This window comes from Olsenella sp. HMSC062G07, from assembly GCF_001811895.1.
In the GTDB taxonomy this organism is placed as follows: domain Bacteria; phylum Actinomycetota; class Coriobacteriia; order Coriobacteriales; family Atopobiaceae; genus Olsenella_F; species Olsenella_F massiliensis.
Genome location: NZ_KV806951.1, coordinates 607,110 through 623,213 on the forward strand (window position 1 = coordinate 607,110; position 16,104 = coordinate 623,213).

Below are 16,104 nucleotides of genomic sequence, written 5' to 3' on the forward strand. Positions count from 1 at the left end.
AACGTAGGGCATGTTCATCTATCGAGGCGGCACACATGGCATCTGAATCCATCGTCATCCGCGGCGCGCGCGAGCACAACCTGCGTGACGTCGACGTCACCATTCCGCGTGACAGGCTCGTGGTCATCACGGGGCTCTCGGGTTCGGGCAAGTCGAGCCTCGCCTTTGACACGATCTACGCGGAGGGGCAACGTCGCTACGTGGAGAGCCTCTCGTCCTATGCCCGCATGTTCCTGGGACAGATGGACAAGCCCGACCTCGACTCCATCGACGGCCTGTCGCCGGCCGTCTCCATCGACCAGAAGACCACCTCGAAGAACCCTCGCTCCACGGTGGGCACCGTCACGGAGATCTATGACTACCTGCGCCTTTTGTTTGCGCGCGTCGGCACGCCCCATTGCCCGGAGTGCGGCCGCGTGATCGAGCGCCAGACGACCGACCAGGTGGCGGACAAGGTCCTCGTCGCCGGCAAGGGCAGGCGCGCGTTGGTCCTGGCGCCCGTCGTGCTGGGGCGCAAGGGCGAGTACGCCAAGCTCTTCGAGGACCTCTCGAAGGAGGGCTTCAGTCGCGTGCGCGTGGACGGCGAGGTGCGCGAGCTGGGGTCCGACCCCATCAAGCTCGACAAGAAGTACAAGCACTCCATCGAGGTCGTCGTCGACCGCGTGGTCATTCGCGAGGGGAGCCTGGGCCGCATCGTCGAGGCGGTCGAGACGGCCTGCCGCCTGGCCTCGGGCCGCGTCGCCTTCTACCTCCTTCCCGGCCGTGACGCCCCTGCGGACGAGGAGGGAGACCTGCTCCAGTATTCGCTGGCGCTGGCCTGCCCCGAGCACGGCCACTCCATCGACGACCTCCAGCCCCGCGACTTCTCGTTCAACGCCCCCTACGGCGCCTGTCCCGACTGCGACGGCATCGGCGTGAGGCGCATCGTGGACGCCGAGGCGCTCATCGAGGACCCCACGCTCTCCGTCGCGGGAGGCGTGTTCGCCGGCGTCGTCGGCAAGTCCAACTACTATCCCCAGATTCTGGCCGCCGTCTGCCAGCATCTGGGCGAGAGCGAGAAGACGCCCTGGCAGGACCTCAGGAAGCGGACGCAGAGGGCGCTTCTTGACGGCCTGGGCGACACCCAGGTGCGCGTGAACTATCACACGCTGAGCGGTCGCGACACGAGCTGGCTCACGAAGTTCTCGGGTGTGCGGTCCATCCTCTTCGAGAAGTACCAGGAGACGACGAGCGAGACGATGCGCACCCACCTCGAGCGCTACATCCGCGAGGTGCCCTGCCCCAGCTGCCACGGCGCCCGCCTGAAGCCGGAGTACCTTGCCGTGACGGTGGGCGGGCGCAACATCCAGGAGGTCTGCGAGATGTCCTGCGCCGAGTGCCTGGCGTACTTCCAGGGGCTCACGCTCACCGAGCGCCAGCATCTCATCGGCGCGCCCGTCGTCAAGGAGGTCGTCGCGCGCCTGCGCTTCATGGTCAACGTGGGACTTGACTATCTGACGCTGTCCCGCGCCGCGGCGACGCTCTCGGGCGGCGAGGCGCAGCGCATCCGCCTGGCCACCCAGATAGGCGCCGGCCTCATGGGCGTCCTCTACATCTTGGACGAGCCCTCCATCGGCCTGCACCAGCGCGATAACGACCGTCTCATCGACACGCTCAAGCGCCTGCGCGACCAGGGCAACACCGTGATCGTGGTGGAGCATGACGAGGACACCATCCGCGCCGCCGACTACGTCATCGACATGGGACCGGGCGCCGGCGAGCTGGGCGGGTCCGTCGTCGCCGCGGGCACCCCCGAGGACATCTGCAGGCATCCCGAATCCATCACGGGGGCCTACCTCACGGGCAGGAGGATCGTGGAGCTGCCCGAGGTGCGCCGGCGTCCCGACGCCGGCACCATCGAGCTTGCGGGCGCCCGGGCCAACAACCTCAAGGGCGTGGACGTGCAGGTGGAGCTCGGCACGCTCACCGTGGTCACGGGCGTCTCGGGGTCGGGAAAGTCGTCGCTCGTCACGGACACGCTCGCCCCCGCGCTCACCAACGCCGTGCACCACTCGCAGCGTCCGGTGGGCGCGTACCGCTCGCTTGAGGGGCTGGTCGACGCCGAGGGGCGCAAGACCATCGACAAGGTCATCGACATCGACCAGAGCCCCATCGGCCGCACGCCGCGCTCAAATCCCGCGACGTACATCGGCCTCTGGGACGACCTACGCAACCTCTTTGCCTCGGTGCCCGAGAGCCGGGCGCGCGGCTACAGCCCTGGGCGCTTCTCGTTCAACGTGTCGGGCGGGCGCTGCGAGGCCTGCAAGGGCGACGGCCAGATCAAGATCGAGATGAACTTCCTGCCCGACGTCTACGTGCCCTGCGAGGTCTGCCACGGCAAGCGCTACAACCGAGAGACCCTCGAGGTCACCTACCACGGCAAGACCATCAGTGACGTGCTGGACATGACGGTCACGGAGGCGCTGGCGTTCTTTGGCAACATCCCGCGCGTCAAGCGCAAGCTGCAGACCCTCTTTGACGTGGGCCTGGGCTACATCCGCCTGGGGCAGTCCGCGACGACGCTCTCGGGAGGCGAGGCCCAGCGCGTGAAGCTCGCCAAGGAGCTTCACCGCCAGCAGACGGGGCGCACGTTCTACATCCTCGACGAGCCCACCACGGGCCTGCACTTTGAGGACGTGCGCATGCTCGTGGAGGTGCTCGAGAAGCTCGTGGACGTGGGCAACACCGTGCTGGTCATCGAGCACAACCTGGACGTCATCAAGATGGCCGACCGCATCATCGACCTGGGACCCGAGGGCGGCGAGGGCGGCGGCACCATCGTGGGCTACGGGACGCCCGAGGAGATCGCCCTCCTGCCCGAAAGCCACACCGGCCGCTACCTTGCCCCCATCCTCGAGCGCGACCGCGCCCGCATGGCGGATCGCGCATAGGGGAGGGCCATGGCACGCAAGAGGCGACCGGAAAAGACCAACGCGATGCGCGAGCTCGACCGGGCGGGCATCGCCTACGTCGTCCATGAGCACGCGGGCGAGACGGACGTCTCGCGCGGGCTGGGCCTCAGGATGGCCGAGGAGTCGGGCGCCGACCCTCAGTCCCAGTTCAAGACGCTCGTGTGCGTGGCGCCCTCGGGCGACCACGTGGTCTGCTGCCTGCCCGTGGCCGAGGAGCTCGACCTCAAGAAGGCCGCCGCGGCGGCGGGCGAGAAGTCCCTCGAGCTCGTGCCCGCGAGGGACCTCGAGGCCACGACGGGCTACGTGCGCGGAGGCTGCACGCCCATCGGCATGAAGCGGCCCTTTCCCACGCTCATCGAGGAGACGGCGCAGCTCTTTGAGGCCATCGGCATCTCCGGGGGGCGCCGGGGACTGGGCCTTGAGCTTGATCCCCTCAAGCTCGCGGCCTTCGTCGGCGCGCGCTTCGCGGACATCGTGCGTGGGTAGGCTGCAGGGGCGGCGTGTCATCGCGCGTCGCTGGAGCCCAGCTTGCGCGCAGCTGGCACGGCTCGCCCTCTCGGGGAGGGACGCCTGGTGCTGCGCTATAGTGGATGTTCCTAGGCGACCGTCGTCGTGGCGGTCATGGCATGGGCGGGGGTGCGGGCACACATGGCGGGCGTCACAAGGAGACAGTCCATCGCACTGGCCGCGGGGCTGGTGCTCTCCACCACGAGGCTCCTCTCCGCGCGCGCCCATGCCGAGCCCCAGGCCACCCAGGAGACGCTCGACGCGCTCTCGGGTGCGCAGTCTCGGCTCGATGCCGCCGAGGACAAGCTCAACGCCCTGGGAGCCCAGCTCGAGGAGCTTGCCTACAAGCAGGACCAGACCCAGGCCCAGCTTGACGACACCCAGAGGCAGATAGACGGCACCCAGGACAAGATCGACGAGTCCACGAAGGCCATCGCGGCCAAGCAGGCGGACGTCGAGCGCAGCCAGAGGCAGATGGACGACAAGCGCAGGCAGCTCGGCAAGCGCGTTGCGGCCACCTACACCTCGGGCGGCATCAGCATGCTGGACATCGTGCTGAACTCCTCGTCCCTCGACGACCTTGCCAGCAGCATCTACTACTCCGACAAGATCGCCCAGGCGCAGAACGAGCAGATCGAGTCCATACGGAACCTCAAGGCCCAGCTGGAGCGTCAGCGCTCTGAGCTCGAGCGCCAGAAGTCTGAGCTTGAGAGCCAGAAGGCCGACCTCGAGGCGCAGAAGAGGCGGCTTCAGGACCTTGGTGACACGCTCAGGAGCCAGCGGGCGGCCATGGAGGAGAGGCGGCGGGAGTCCCAGAGGGTCGTGGACGGGCTTGACCAGGACGTCAAGGACCTCATGGCCAAGCGTGACGCCGAGATCGAGGCCGCCCGCGAGGAGGAGCAGCGCAAGGCCGCCGCGGCCGCCGCCGCGGCGCGGCAGGGGCAGGCGTCGGGAACGGTCGCCGTCGTGGCGACGGGTCTGCGCGAGCAGCTCTGCAACGCGGCCCTCTCGCTGCTGGGCGTCCCGTATGTGTGGGGAGGGACCTACCCCCAGTCGGGCGGGACGGACTGCTCGGGGCTCATGCAGTGGGCCTTCGCCCAGTGCGGCTACGCCATTCCGCGCACCACCTACACGCAGCTCGCCGCCTGCCGCTCCGCCGGTCACGTGTTCTACGACACGTCCCAGCTGCAGCCTGGCGACCTCGTCTTCGTGCGGGGAGGCCATCACGTCGCCATGTACCTGGGCAACGGCTCGTGCGTCCACGAGCCCCACCCCGGCGCCTCGTGCATGGTCTCGCCGCTGAGCCGCTGGAACGGCATATATGCCCTGGGATTCCCGCTGGCGTAGGGCGCCCGTCGCACCGACTCTCCCGCTCGGGGCGCTCGCGTCGGGTCCCGTTTCGGCCTGACGTGACACCTGCCGTAACAACTGCGTTTCCCTCTGCGCGTTCGTCGCGCTCGCAGGCCCCGCTGCCCCTACTGTAGGGGAACGGGACAAAGGGAACGCGACGCCGCAAGGCGAGAGGGGGCGCTATGCAGACGGGAACGGCGCGAGGGTTCAGGGACATCCTTCCGGACGAGGCGCGCGCCCGCGAGCGCATCTCCGCCGCGGTGCGCGACTGCCTCGACGCCCAGGGGTACGCTCCCGTCGAGACCCCGCTGCTCGAGCGCCTCGACGCCCTCGAGCGCGGGGGGCGCCTGCGCACCCCCGCCTTCCAGCTCTTTGACGCGGACGGCGGACCCCTCGTGCTCAGGCCCGACCTCACCCAGCCGCTCGTGCGCCTCGTGGCGGAGCGCGCGGGGGCCGACGATCTGCCCCTGCGCCTGCGCTATCAGGCCCCCGTCGTGCGCGAGAGCCCCGCCCTCGCCGGGCAGCCCCGCCAGTTTACGCAGCTGGGCGCCGAGTTCTTCGACGCTCGGGGGAGCCTTCCCGACGTCGAGGTCATCAAGCTGCTGGCGCTCGTGCTCGACGCCCTCGCCGTGCCGGACTGGCGCGTCGTCTGCGGGTCCGTGACGCCGCTGCTGGGCCTGCTCGACGCCTGCGCTCCCAGCCAGGACTTCCGCAGGCGGGCGCTCGCGCTCGTCCACGAGTCGGACCTTCCCGGCCTCGACGCGCTCGTCGCCTCCTCGCCCCTCGACGGCGCCGCCGCCCGCACCCTGTGCGCGCTCCCGCGTCTTGCCGGGGGCGCCGACGTCGTCGACAAGGCCGACGCCCTGCTCGAGGAGGCGCGCATCCCAAAGGGGTGTCGGGGGATCGTTGAGCTTCGCGCCCTCATCTCCCAGGCCGCGGGACTCGTCGCCACGGGCTCTCTGGCCTTCGACTTCTCCATCATCAACTCCTTCGACTACTACACGGGCGTCGTGTTCAAGGCCTACTCCGACGCCACGAGCGCCGCCATCGCCTCGGGAGGCCGCTACGACGCCGTGCCCGCGGCCTATGACCGCGACGACCTGGTGGCCTGCGGCTTTGCCATATCCCTGGAGCGCCTTCAGGAGGTCCTGGGCGAGTACGGCGCCTCGGGCGTCGTCTCCAGCACCCAGGGGCGCAGCTCCCGTCCGCTCAGGGTGGCGGTTCCCAAGGGCGGACTCTTTTCGGACGCCGTCGGCCTCCTCGAGCGGGCCGGCCTGCCGGTGGAGGATCTGCGTGCGGCCGGCCGCCGGCTGGTCGTGGACGCCGGCGACGTCGAGTACGTCATCGTGCGCGCCCAGGATGCTCCGGCGTTCGTGGGCCATGGGGGGGCGGACTGCGGGATCTGCGGCAACGACTCCCTCATCGAGGCGGGCATAGACCTGGTGCAGCTCGTGGACCTTCATGTGGGGGCCTGTCGCTTCGTCGTGGCGGAGCCGCGTGCGCGACGCGGGGCCGCCGAGGGCGACTACTCCTGGCGCGGGAGCCTGCGCGTGGCCACCAAGTACCCGCGCATCACCCAGCGCTACTACGACGCCCTGGGCCAGAAGGTCGACATCGTGACCCTGCACGGCAACATCGAGCTAGGGCCCATCGTGGGCATGACCGACAGGATCGTGGACATCACGGCGACGGGCACGACCCTGCGCGAGAACGACCTTGAGGTCGTGGGCGACGTCATGAGCTGCACGGCGCGCTTCTTCGCCGGACCGGCCGCCTATCGCTCCGACGAGCGCGTGCGCGATCTCGCCGCGCGCCTCGCCGAGGTCTCACGGGAGGGAAACTGACATGAGGACCATCATCCTCGGCGCCGGCGAGCGCCTTGACGCGAGCGGGCTCAGGCGGGGAGGGGCGCTTCCGCGCGAGGTCCTGGACGGTGCCCAGGCCATCGTCGATGACGTCCGCGCGCGCGGCGACGAGGCGCTGAGGGAGTGCTGTCTCAGGTTCGACGGCTCCTGCCCTGCGGCGTTCAGGGTTCCCGTCGAAGTCATCCAGGGCGCCCTGGACCAGGTTGACGAGGCGTTCCTGGCGGCGCTGCGGCATGCCGCGCGGCAGATTCGCGCCTTCCACGAGGGCGAGCGCGAGAAGTCCTGGTTCATGACGCGCGACGACGGCACCATGCTGGGCGTCAGGGTGACGCCCGTCGCGTCGGCGGCGCTCTACGTGCCCGGCGGTCGCGCGCAGTATCCCTCGACGGTGCTCATGGGCGCCATCCCCGCCAAGGTCGCCGGCGTGGGGCGCGTCATCATGCTGACCCCGCCCCAGCGCGACGGCTCCCTCTCGGCCTACACGCTGGCCGCGGCTGCCACGGCCGGCATCGACGAGGTGTATGCCGTGGGCGGCGCGCAGGCGATTGCCGCGGCGGCCTATGGCACCGAATCCATCCCCGCCGTCGAGAAGATCGTGGGCCCCGGCAACGCCTACGTCGCCGCCGCCAAGCGCTACGTCTCGGGTGACGTGGGAATCGACATGATCGCGGGCCCGTCGGAGGTGTGCGTTCTCGCGGATGCCACGGCCGACCCCGTCGTCGTGGCCGCCGACCTCATGGCCCAGGCGGAGCACGACCCCATGGCCGCCTGCTACCTGGTGAGCGCCGATGCCGAGCTCGGACCCCGCGTCGAGGGGGCCATCGAGCGCCTCGTGGGCCAGAGTCCCCGCGAGGGCGTCACGCGCTCCTCCCTCGCCGACCATGGGGCGATTGTGCGCGTCGCGTCGATGGACGACGCCCTCGCCGCCGTGAACGCCATCGCCCCGGAGCATCTCGAGCTCCACTGCGCCGAGCCCTTCTCGCTGCTTGGGAGGGTGAGAAACGCCGGCGCCATCTTCGTGGGGCCCTGGAGCTCCGAGCCCTTGGGGGACTACGTCGCGGGACCCAACCACACCCTGCCCACGGGGGGTACGGCGCGCTTCTCGAGCCCCCTGGGCGTGTACGACTTCACGAAGCGCTCGAGCGTCATCGCCTACTCGCCGGAGGGCCTCAGGGCCGACGGCCCGTCCGCCCAGGTGCTCGCGCAGGCGGAGGGGCTCTGGGCCCACGCGCTTTCCGTCGGCCTGCGCACGAGGCTTCTGGACGAGGCCAAGGAGAAGGGCGCGGCCGCGCCGCCCCAGGCCGCCTTCGCCGACCCGGTCGCCGCCTGCGAGGGGGCCTCCGCCACGGCCTGGCCGCAGATTCTCAGGGCTCCCGGCGTCCCGCGGCTCTTAGGCAGCGAGGGGCGGGCGTAGCGATGGCCCTGACGATTCCTTCTGACATGCGCCCTCTCCTGCGTCCCTCCGCGGCGGCGCTCGAGCCGTATGACCCCGCCTTCTCAGATGTGCGCATCAACCTCTCGGCCAACGAGAACACCTACGAGCTGCCTCGGGCGGTGCGCGAGGCCCTGGACGGGGCCCTGCGCCAGCTGCCCACCAACCGCTATCCCTCGGCGCTTGCGGACGACCTGCGCGCCCTCGTCGCCGACTGGCACGGCGTCGGACCCGATCAGGTCGTCGTCGGCAACGGGGGAGACGAGCTCCTCTTTAACCTGCTGCTCGCCTTTGGGGGCGCCGGCCGGCCCCTCCTCACCTTTCCTCCCGACTTCAGCGTCTACGGGCTCTATGCGGGCCTGGTCGAGACGCCCGTCCTCAGGGTGGGCCGCGACCCGGAGACGTTGCGCGTCAACGAGGCGGCCGCGCTTGAGGCTGCGCCATCCGCCAACCTGGTCATCGTCACGACTCCCAACAATCCCACGGGGGACGTCGTGTCGCCCGACTTCGTCGCCGCCCTCTGCGACGCCTGTCCCGGCATCGTCCTCGCCGATGAGGCGTACGTCGAGTTCGCAGGCGACGGCGCGGACTGCGCGGCGCTTCTCGAGGAGCATGCGAACCTCGCGGTGCTGCGCACGCTCTCCAAGGCCTACCAGCTCGCCGGCGTGCGCCTGGGGTACGTGCTCGCCAACCCGGCCGTCGTCGCCGCCCTGGCCGCGGTGCGCCAACCCTACTCGGTGAACGTGCTGTCGCAGGCCGCCGCCTCCGTCGCCGTCCGCCTGCGTGAGGAGTTTAAGCCCAGCATCCGGGAGATTCGCGAGCAACGCGAGTATATGCGCACGCGACTGGAAGGCCTTGCGTCCCGAGGCGTGAGGACCTGGCCCAGCTCGGCCAACTTTCTGCTCGTGCGGCTGCCCCGGGCGCACGAGGTCTGGGGTCGCCTGCGCGACGAGCACTCGATCCTCGTGCGCGACTTCTCCGCCGCGCCGGCCCTCGCCGACTGCCTGCGCATCACCGTCGGCACGCCCGCCGAGAATGACGCCGTCATCACGGCCCTCGACACCCTATTGGACGAGCGACCCTGAACGGGAGGCACCCATGAGCACCAGACAGTCATCGCGCAAGGTCACGCTCACCCGCACGACGGGCGAGACGGACGTGACGGTCAGCCTCGACCTCGACGGGACGGGGCGCTGCGACGTCGGCACGGGCGTGGGATTCTTTGACCACATGCTCGACGCGCTCGGCCGTCATGCCCTGATCGACCTTGAGGTCAAGGCCACGGGCGACAGCTGGGTGGACGACCATCACACGGTCGAGGACGTGGGCATCGTGATGGGTCGCGCGCTGCGCCAGGCGCTGGGTGACAAGGCCGGCATCCGGCGCTTCTCGGACGTCTGCGTCGCCATGGACGAGGCGCTCGTGCTCGCCGCCATCGACGTCTCGGGGCGCGGCGAGCTGTATTGGGAGCTTCCCATCCCCGCCCAGAAGGTGGGCGGCTTTGACACGGAGCTCGCCCGCGAGTTCTTTAGCGGCCTCGCCCGGGACGGGGGCATCACCCTGCATGTGCGCCGCCTCGCGGGCGAGAACTCCCACCATCTCATCGAGTGCGCCTTCAAGGCCGTGGCGCGCGCGCTGCGCGCGGCGGTCGAGGGCGACCCGCGCGTGAGCGACGTGCCCTCGACCAAGGGGAGCCTCTGATGGCGGCGGGGCGGATCGTCGTCGTCGACTATCATCGCGGCAACCTGCAGAGCGTCGTCAGGGGCCTGGAGGCCGCAGGCGGCCTCGTCACCGTCACGGACGACCCCACGCTCATCGCCGGGGCCGCGGGCGTCGTGCTTCCGGGGGTGGGCGCGTTCGAGGACGCCATGGGCTTCATCCGTCAGGGCGGCCAGGCCGACGCCATCATGGCGGCCCTGGGGGAAGGGACGCCCTTCCTGGGCATCTGCCTGGGGCTTCACCTGCTCTTTGACCGTGGTTCCGAGCGCTCGTCAGAGGGCGGACCCAGTCCGTGGGGCGGGACCTGGGTGCCGGGGCTCGGGGTGCTCTCGGGCTCGGTCACGCGCCTGCCCTCGGGACGTCTCAAGGTGCCCCACGTGGGATGGGACCAGATTCACCTGACCGACGTGGGCCAGCGCTGCCCTCTGCTCGTGGACGTTCCCGAGGGCGGCAACGTCTACTTCACGCACTCCTTCGCCGTGGACGAGGGAGTCGACGGCACCCTCGTCGCCGCCAGGACGCACTACGCGCGCAGCTTCGCCTCCTGCGTCTGGCGCGACAACGTCTTTGGGGTCCAGTTCCATCCCGAGAAGTCTTCCGCCGCGGGGCTTCGCATCCTTTCCAACTTCGTGCGCATCGTGCGCGGCTAGGGGGGACGCATGCTTCTCTTCCCTGCGATCGACCTCGTTGCGGGCAAGGTCGTGCGCCTCAGGCGGGGCGACCGGGCGCACATGGACGTCTATGCGGACGACCCCGTGGCGGTCGCGCGAGACTTTGCCGCCCGCGGCGCCACCTGGGTGCACGTGGTGGACCTCTCTGCCACCTTCGGCGAGGACGACGAGGCCCTGCGCGCCAATCGCAGGGCCATCGAGGGCATCTGCGGCGTGGAGGGCATCTCGGTGGACGTGGGCGGCGGCGTGCGGAGCCTTGGGGCGATCGACCGCCTCGCGAGTTGCGGCGCCCGCCGCATCGCGCTGGGGACCGTGCTCGTGCGTGACCCTGACCTCGCGCGCAGGGCCGTCGAGCGCTACGGCGACCTTCTCGTGGCCGACGTCGCCGCGACAGGCGACACGGTTCGGGTCAACGGCTGGCGCGACGGCGCGGGGCTGGGCGTTGACGAGCTCGTGGGCCGCCTTGCCGAACTCGGCTTTGGCCACCTGGTCTTTACGGACGTCTCGCGTGACGGCATGCGCACGGGCGTTGACGCCGCGACCTACGAGCGGATCGCGCGGGTGGCGGGCTTTCCGGTCGTGGCATCGGGAGGCATCGCGACTTTGGACGACATCCGGGCGCTTGCGAGTCTCGGCGACGCGGTCGTGGAGGGGGCCATCTGTGGGCGTGCGCTGTACGAGGGGGCCTTCTCGCTCGAGGACGCCCTCAGGGCCGCCCACCGCTAAGGAGGACATATGCTGGCGAAGAGAGTCATACCCTGCCTGGACGTGCGCGACGGTCGCGTGGTGAAGGGCGTCAACTTCGTGGGCCTGCGCGACGCGGGCGACCCCGTCGAGCTCGCGAGCGCCTACGACCGGGCCGGCGCGGACGAGGTCGTCTTCCTCGACATCACGGCGACGTCGGACGACCGCACGACGACGGTGGACCTTGCGAGCCGGGCCAGTCGCGAGCTGCACGTGCCCTATGCCGTCGGGGGAGGCTTCAGGGACGTCGCCGGCATGGCGCGCATGATCTGCGCCGGCGCCGACAAGGTCTCCGTCAACTCTGCCGCCGTCCGGGACCCCTCCATCATCACCTCGGCCGCCGCCGCGTTCGGCAGCCAGGCGGTCATCTGCGCCATCGACGCGCGGCGGACGGTCGGCGACCGGGACCGCTGGGAGGTGTACGTCCGTGGCGGTCGGACGGCGACGGGCGTCGACGCCGTCACGTGGGCCGAGGAGGCCTGCCGGCGGGGGGCGGGCGAGATCCTCCTCACGAGCATGGACCGCGACGGCACGAAGGACGGCTTCGACCTTGCCCTTACGCGCGCGGTGTCGAGGGCGGTGCCCATCCCGGTCATCGCCTCCGGCGGCGTGGGGACGCTCGAGCACTTTGCCGAGGGCATCCTCGAGGGCGAGGCGGACGCCGTGCTCGCCGCGAGCGTCTTCCACTTTGGGACGTTCACGGTCCGCCAGGTGAAGGAGTACCTCGCGAGCCAGGGCATCCCCGTGCGCCTTGACTTCTGAGCGGAAAGACGGATGCGGGCGCCGTCGACGCGACGCCCGGGAAGGAGCGAGCATGAGCGAGGTCGCGCCCGCGCGCCCGCAGGTCGCCTTCGACGGGCGGGGCCTGGTCCCCGTCGTCGTCCAGCAGGAGGGCTCGGGCGAGGTGCTCATGGTCGCCTGGGCCAACCAGGAGGCGTTGGACCTCACGCTCGAGACAAGAACGAGTTGGTTCTGGAGCAGGTCGCGCCAGGAGCTCTGGAACAAGGGCGCCACGAGCGGCAACGTGCAGACGGTGAGACGCGTGCTCGTCGACTGCGATGGCGACACGCTCCTGTACGTGGTGGACGCCGCCGACCCCGCCTGTCACACCGGTCACCGAACGTGCTTCTATCGAGAGCTTCTTTTCCCGGCCAAGACGGCCGGAAACTACGAGTGAGGGGGATGGTCATGGGCGTTCGCACGGAAGGCGTCGTCGAGGGCGACCTGGGCAGGACGCTCTCGTCGCTTGCGGGCACGATTCACGGTCGCTGGGGTCATGACCCCCAGGGCTCCTACACGGCGAGGCTCCTCACGGGCGAGGCGGACGCGCTGCTCAAGAAGCTCGCGGAGGAGGCGAGCGAGGTCATCATGGCCTGCAAGGACGACGACCACGACCACATCCGCTACGAGATGGGCGACCTTCTCTACCACCTGATGGTGACGGCGGAGCGCTATGGCGTGACGCCCGAGGAGCTTGCGGGGGAGCTCGACGCGCGCATGCGCTAGGATGTGCGTCCGCGAGGCACGCACGTGTCGGTCGGGCGGCGCGAAGGGCTCGCGCGGCAACGCCCGGCTGCCTTGGCGGCGCCCTTTGTGGCCCGCAAAAACGCGTATGAAGCTCCGCTTGAGGGTTGGCCTGGTCAAATCACACAAACGGCGCAATATTTCAAAGACTGCCCACATTGCCGCAAATCACCAGATGCAGGGCCGTATGCGCTTTGTCGCTCCCGTGCGTCGCCCGTTCGTTGGCAGAGCGTATCAGCCCGTCTTCAGCGTAAGGTGGTAGCATCTGTGCCTGATACGGCCCGAATATGCACATGGATGCGAGAGGATGGAAGCGAGGTCACATGAAGAGGCACTGGTACGCACCACTTGCAGTGATCGTCTCGGCAGGCATGATCATCTCTGCGACCCCCACTCCCTCGTTGGCGGACACGCCCCAGCACCTGCAATCGCAGCTGAACGACGCCCGATCCCAGCTCGACAGCCTCTACGGGCAGGCCGAGCGCGCGTCCGAGGCGCTCAACGAGACCAAGGTCCAGCTGGACGACACCAACAGCAAGATCAGCGAGACGCAGGAGCAGATCGAGCAGAAGCGCCAGCAGCTCGCCGACGCGCAGGCGGACCTCAAGAGCCGCGTCTCGGACGACTACACGGCAGGCAGCAAGTCCATCCTTGACATACTCTTCAGCTCGTCCAGCATCGAGGACCTCACGAGCAGCATCTACTATGCCAACAAGATGAACGACGCGGAGACGAGGTCCATCCAGACGGTCCGCGACCTGCAGCAGCAGCTCGACGACGAGAAGAGCCAGCTCGAGCAGCAGAAGAGCGAGCAGGAGCAGCTGCTGCGGAGCCAGGAGGCCCAGCAGGCGGAGCTCTCGAGCAAGGCGGCGAGCGCCCAGTCCTACGTGAACTCCCTGAGCGGCGAGCTCCAGCAGGCCCTCGCCGAGCAGGAGGCCGCCCGCAAGGCCGAGGCTGAGAAGGCGGCCCAGGAGGCTGCGGCCGCGGCGGCGAGCAATGAGGGCAGCTACGTGAACGCCGAGGAGACGCAGCGGCCCACGACGGGCAACGGCTCCAACAACCAGCCCAACAACGGCTCCGACAGCCACTCCGGCACCACCGGGGGAACCTCCCCGAACTCGGGAACGACCACTCCCGGCGGCTCCAACGGCGGCGGAAGCTCCTCGCCCTCCAACGCTGCCTGGCGCAACACCGTCGTCTCGGCCGCCTACTCCATGGTCGGCGGACACTATGACTACGGCTCCTACGACCCCGGGTCGAGGACCTTCGACTGCTCCGGTCTGGTCAGCTACTGCTATGCGGTGGCCGGCTACAGCGTGCCGCACTCCTCCGCCTACCTGCGCGCCTTCTGCGGCAAGCCCGCCTCCCAGGCCGTCGCGGGCGACATCGTGTGGCGCGCCGGGCACGTCGGCATCTGCATCGGCGGCGGCAGGACCATCGAGGCCATGTCGCCCAGCCAGGGCATCACCTTTGGTTCGACGGGCGACTTCGTGCTGGCCGGCTCCCCGGCCTAGCGCCATGGGGCACTGCCGCGCCCGCGCGGTCGCGCCTTGAGGCGATACGACGAGGGAAGCCGCCCTTCGGGGCGGCTTCCCTCGCCTTTGCCCAGCCTGCGATTGGCGCCTGCGCCCCTCTAGATTGGATCGCCATGCCCAAACATCTCAGAAGGACGGGAGAGGCCGTCGAGCAGCCCGTCGTCGGCCGGCGCCCCGTCAGGGCGCAGCAGGAGACCGAGGCGCAGGTGGGCAGGTCAGCGGCCCTGATGGGCGTTCTCGTCGTCATCAGTCGCGTCACGGGCTTCCTGCGCACCTGGGGCCAGGCCTACGCCCTGGGCGTCACGGCGCTCGCCAGCGCCTACACCGTGGCCAACAACATGCCCAACCAGCTCTACGAGCTCGTGGCCGGCGGCATGATCATGACGGCCTTCCTGCCGGTCTATCTCTCGACCAAGCGGCGGCTCGGGGCGGGGGCCTCCACGCGCTACGCCTCCAACCTGCTCTCCATAACGACCCTGCTCATGGCGCTCGTCACCGTCGTCTCGTTCGTGCTGGCCGCGCCCATCATCTGGACGCAGTCGTTCTCGGCGCGCGCCGACTTTGACGCGGGCCTGTCCGTCTACCTGTTCAGGTTCTTCGTCATCGAGGTCGTGCTCTACGCGCTCTCGTCCATAATCTCGGGCATACTCAACGCCGAGCGGGACTATCTGTGGAGCAACGCTGCCCCCATCTTCAACAACGTCGTCTGCACGGCGTCGTTCTTCGTCTACGCGGCCCTCGCGCACAGCAATCCCTCCCTCGCCCTCCTGTCGCTCGCCGTGGGAAACCCTCTCGGCGTGCTCGTCCAGGTGGTGGTGCAGCTCCCAAGCCTCAGGCGCCGCGGGATAGCCATCACGCCGTTCATTGACTGGCATGACCCCGCCCTCAGGGAGACGCTTTCCATCGGCATCCCGACGCTCGTGGTGACCGTGGCGTCATTTCCCACCGTGGCGGTCCAGACCTCCTCGGCCCTCCAGGTCACGGCGGCGGGCGCCTCGGTGGCGTACTATGCCCGGCTGTGGTACATGCTGCCGTACTCGGTCTTTGCCATCCCCACGACGGTTGCCATGTTCACCGAGCTCTCGGACTGCGTGGCTTCGGACGACATGGCCTCCTTTACGAGGGGGGTGCGCTTTGGCAGCGAGCGCATCATCTTCATGCTCGTCCCCTTCGCCCTGTACCTCGCCTTCTTCGCGCCCTACCTCGTCACGATCCTCGCTGCGGGCAAGTTTGACGCTCAGGGGCTTGCCGACACGACGCTCTACCTGCGCTGGCTTGCCGTCGCCCTGCCGTTCTACGGCATGAGCACCTATCTTCAGAAGATATGCTCCTCGCTCAGGCACATGGGCTTCTTTGCCGTCGCCACGGTCGTCGCCGCCGCTGTGCAGGTTGGGTTCTGCCTGCTTTTCACGGACGCCCTGGGGCTGGCGGGAGTCGCGTTCTCGTCCACGCTGTTCTTCGGCGCGGTTGACGTCGTCACGCTCCTGCACGTGCGCCGTCAGGTCGGGCCGCTCGGCATCAGGTCCCTCGTCCTGTCGTTCGCCCGATCGCTGCTCTTGGGAGCTGCTGGACTCGCCGCCGCGGCAGGCATCTTTGTCCTGCTCGGCCGCCTCATGGGGCCCTGGGGCGCCTCCATCGTCAGAAGCGTGCTCTACTGCGTGCTCGCCGGCCTCCCCGCCGTGCTCGTGACGTACGGTCTCGCGCTGTCGCTGAACGTCCCGGAGGGCAGGGCCGTGCGCATGATGCTGAGCCGCCTTCGTCGCTAGGGAGCCTCGTCCCTGTCAAATGCGTGGCGGTTCGCCCCGG

At 69.4% G+C, this 16,104-nt stretch carries 14 protein-coding genes; all 14 read left to right on the forward strand.

What is annotated here, in order from left to right:
- Window positions 1–35 precede the first annotated feature (35 nt).
- The 14 genes from uvrA (at window position 36) to murJ (ending at window position 16,064) form a co-directional block, all read left to right on the forward strand.
- Window positions 36–2,930, forward strand: a complete 2,895-nt coding sequence (gene uvrA, locus HMPREF2826_RS05895) for an excinuclease ABC subunit UvrA (protein ID WP_070640086.1) — start codon at window positions 36–38, stop codon at window positions 2,928–2,930.
- A 9-nt stretch (window positions 2,931–2,939) separates the two neighbouring features.
- Window positions 2,940–3,437: a Cys-tRNA(Pro) deacylase gene (gene ybaK, locus HMPREF2826_RS05900; protein ID WP_070640089.1), complete on the forward strand. Its 498-nt coding sequence runs from the start codon at window positions 2,940–2,942 to the stop codon at window positions 3,435–3,437.
- A gap of 162 nt (window positions 3,438–3,599) precedes the next feature.
- Window positions 3,600–4,805, forward strand: coding sequence for a C40 family peptidase (locus tag HMPREF2826_RS05905; RefSeq protein WP_148138345.1), 1,206 nt, complete (start codon window positions 3,600–3,602; stop codon window positions 4,803–4,805).
- Between the two features lie 185 nt (window positions 4,806–4,990).
- A complete protein-coding gene (hisG, locus tag HMPREF2826_RS05910) occupies window positions 4,991–6,652 on the forward strand; it encodes an ATP phosphoribosyltransferase (protein ID WP_070640094.1) in 1,662 nt (553 codons plus the stop codon).
- A gap of 1 nt (window position 6,653) precedes the next feature.
- A complete protein-coding gene (gene hisD / locus HMPREF2826_RS05915) occupies window positions 6,654–8,087 on the forward strand; it encodes a histidinol dehydrogenase (RefSeq protein ID WP_070640097.1) in 1,434 nt (477 codons plus the stop codon).
- A gap of 2 nt (window positions 8,088–8,089) precedes the next feature.
- Window positions 8,090–9,190, forward strand: a complete 1,101-nt coding sequence (gene hisC, locus HMPREF2826_RS05920) for a histidinol-phosphate transaminase (RefSeq protein WP_070640100.1) — start codon at window positions 8,090–8,092, stop codon at window positions 9,188–9,190.
- Window positions 9,191–9,203: 13 nt separating this feature from the next.
- Window positions 9,204–9,806 (forward strand): imidazoleglycerol-phosphate dehydratase HisB, encoded by a 603-nt coding sequence (gene hisB / locus HMPREF2826_RS05925; protein ID WP_070640103.1) that lies wholly within the window; start codon window positions 9,204–9,206, stop codon window positions 9,804–9,806.
- On the forward strand, window positions 9,806–10,474 hold the full coding sequence (hisH, locus tag HMPREF2826_RS05930; protein WP_058269959.1) for an imidazole glycerol phosphate synthase subunit HisH: 669 nt from the start codon (window positions 9,806–9,808) through the stop codon (window positions 10,472–10,474). Before hisB ends, hisH begins: the two co-directional genes overlap by 1 nt.
- Window positions 10,475–10,483: 9 nt before the next feature.
- Window positions 10,484–11,221, forward strand: coding sequence for a 1-(5-phosphoribosyl)-5-[(5-phosphoribosylamino)methylideneamino]imidazole-4-carboxamide isomerase (locus HMPREF2826_RS05935; protein ID WP_070640106.1), 738 nt, complete (start codon window positions 10,484–10,486; stop codon window positions 11,219–11,221).
- 9 nt (window positions 11,222–11,230) lie between these two features.
- Complete coding sequence (gene hisF / locus HMPREF2826_RS05940) at window positions 11,231–12,001, forward strand: imidazole glycerol phosphate synthase subunit HisF (protein ID WP_070640109.1); 771 nt, start codon at window positions 11,231–11,233, stop codon at window positions 11,999–12,001.
- A 52-nt stretch (window positions 12,002–12,053) separates the two neighbouring features.
- Window positions 12,054–12,416, forward strand: a complete 363-nt coding sequence (gene hisI, locus HMPREF2826_RS05945) for a phosphoribosyl-AMP cyclohydrolase (protein ID WP_070640112.1) — start codon at window positions 12,054–12,056, stop codon at window positions 12,414–12,416.
- Window positions 12,417–12,427: 11 nt separating this feature from the next.
- Window positions 12,428–12,745 (forward strand): phosphoribosyl-ATP diphosphatase, encoded by a 318-nt coding sequence (gene hisE, locus HMPREF2826_RS05950; RefSeq protein ID WP_058270008.1) that lies wholly within the window; start codon window positions 12,428–12,430, stop codon window positions 12,743–12,745.
- A gap of 341 nt (window positions 12,746–13,086) precedes the next feature.
- Window positions 13,087–14,277, forward strand: a complete 1,191-nt coding sequence (locus HMPREF2826_RS05955) for a coiled-coil domain-containing protein (RefSeq protein ID WP_148138346.1) — start codon at window positions 13,087–13,089, stop codon at window positions 14,275–14,277.
- A 134-nt stretch (window positions 14,278–14,411) separates the two neighbouring features.
- A complete protein-coding gene (murJ, locus tag HMPREF2826_RS05960) occupies window positions 14,412–16,064 on the forward strand; it encodes a murein biosynthesis integral membrane protein MurJ (protein ID WP_083307303.1) in 1,653 nt (550 codons plus the stop codon).
- Window positions 16,065–16,104: the final 40 nt, after the last annotated feature.

Bases quoted from the DNA above. Each gene is read 5' to 3' on its own strand.
- hisE (WP_058270008.1), top strand. From the start codon at position 12,428: ATGGGCGTTCGCACGGAAGGCGTCGTCGAGGGCGACCTGGGCAGGACG.
- hisD (WP_070640097.1), top strand. From the start codon at position 6,654: ATGAGGACCATCATCCTCGGCGCCGGCGAGCGCCTTGACGCGAGCGGG.
- murJ (WP_083307303.1), top strand. From the start codon at position 14,412: ATGCCCAAACATCTCAGAAGGACGGGAGAGGCCGTCGAGCAGCCCGTC.
- hisI (WP_070640112.1), top strand. From the start codon at position 12,054: ATGAGCGAGGTCGCGCCCGCGCGCCCGCAGGTCGCCTTCGACGGGCGG.
- hisF (WP_070640109.1), top strand. From the start codon at position 11,231: ATGCTGGCGAAGAGAGTCATACCCTGCCTGGACGTGCGCGACGGTCGC.
- hisC (WP_070640100.1), top strand. From the start codon at position 8,090: ATGGCCCTGACGATTCCTTCTGACATGCGCCCTCTCCTGCGTCCCTCC.
- uvrA (WP_070640086.1), top strand. From the start codon at position 36: ATGGCATCTGAATCCATCGTCATCCGCGGCGCGCGCGAGCACAACCTG.
- hisB (WP_070640103.1), top strand. From the start codon at position 9,204: ATGAGCACCAGACAGTCATCGCGCAAGGTCACGCTCACCCGCACGACG.
- HMPREF2826_RS05905 (WP_148138345.1), top strand. From the start codon at position 3,600: ATGGCGGGCGTCACAAGGAGACAGTCCATCGCACTGGCCGCGGGGCTG.
- HMPREF2826_RS05935 (WP_070640106.1), top strand. From the start codon at position 10,484: ATGCTTCTCTTCCCTGCGATCGACCTCGTTGCGGGCAAGGTCGTGCGC.
- HMPREF2826_RS05955 (WP_148138346.1), top strand. From the start codon at position 13,087: ATGAAGAGGCACTGGTACGCACCACTTGCAGTGATCGTCTCGGCAGGC.
- ybaK (WP_070640089.1), top strand. From the start codon at position 2,940: ATGGCACGCAAGAGGCGACCGGAAAAGACCAACGCGATGCGCGAGCTC.
- hisG (WP_070640094.1), top strand. From the start codon at position 4,991: ATGCAGACGGGAACGGCGCGAGGGTTCAGGGACATCCTTCCGGACGAG.
- hisH (WP_058269959.1), top strand. From the start codon at position 9,806: ATGGCGGCGGGGCGGATCGTCGTCGTCGACTATCATCGCGGCAACCTG.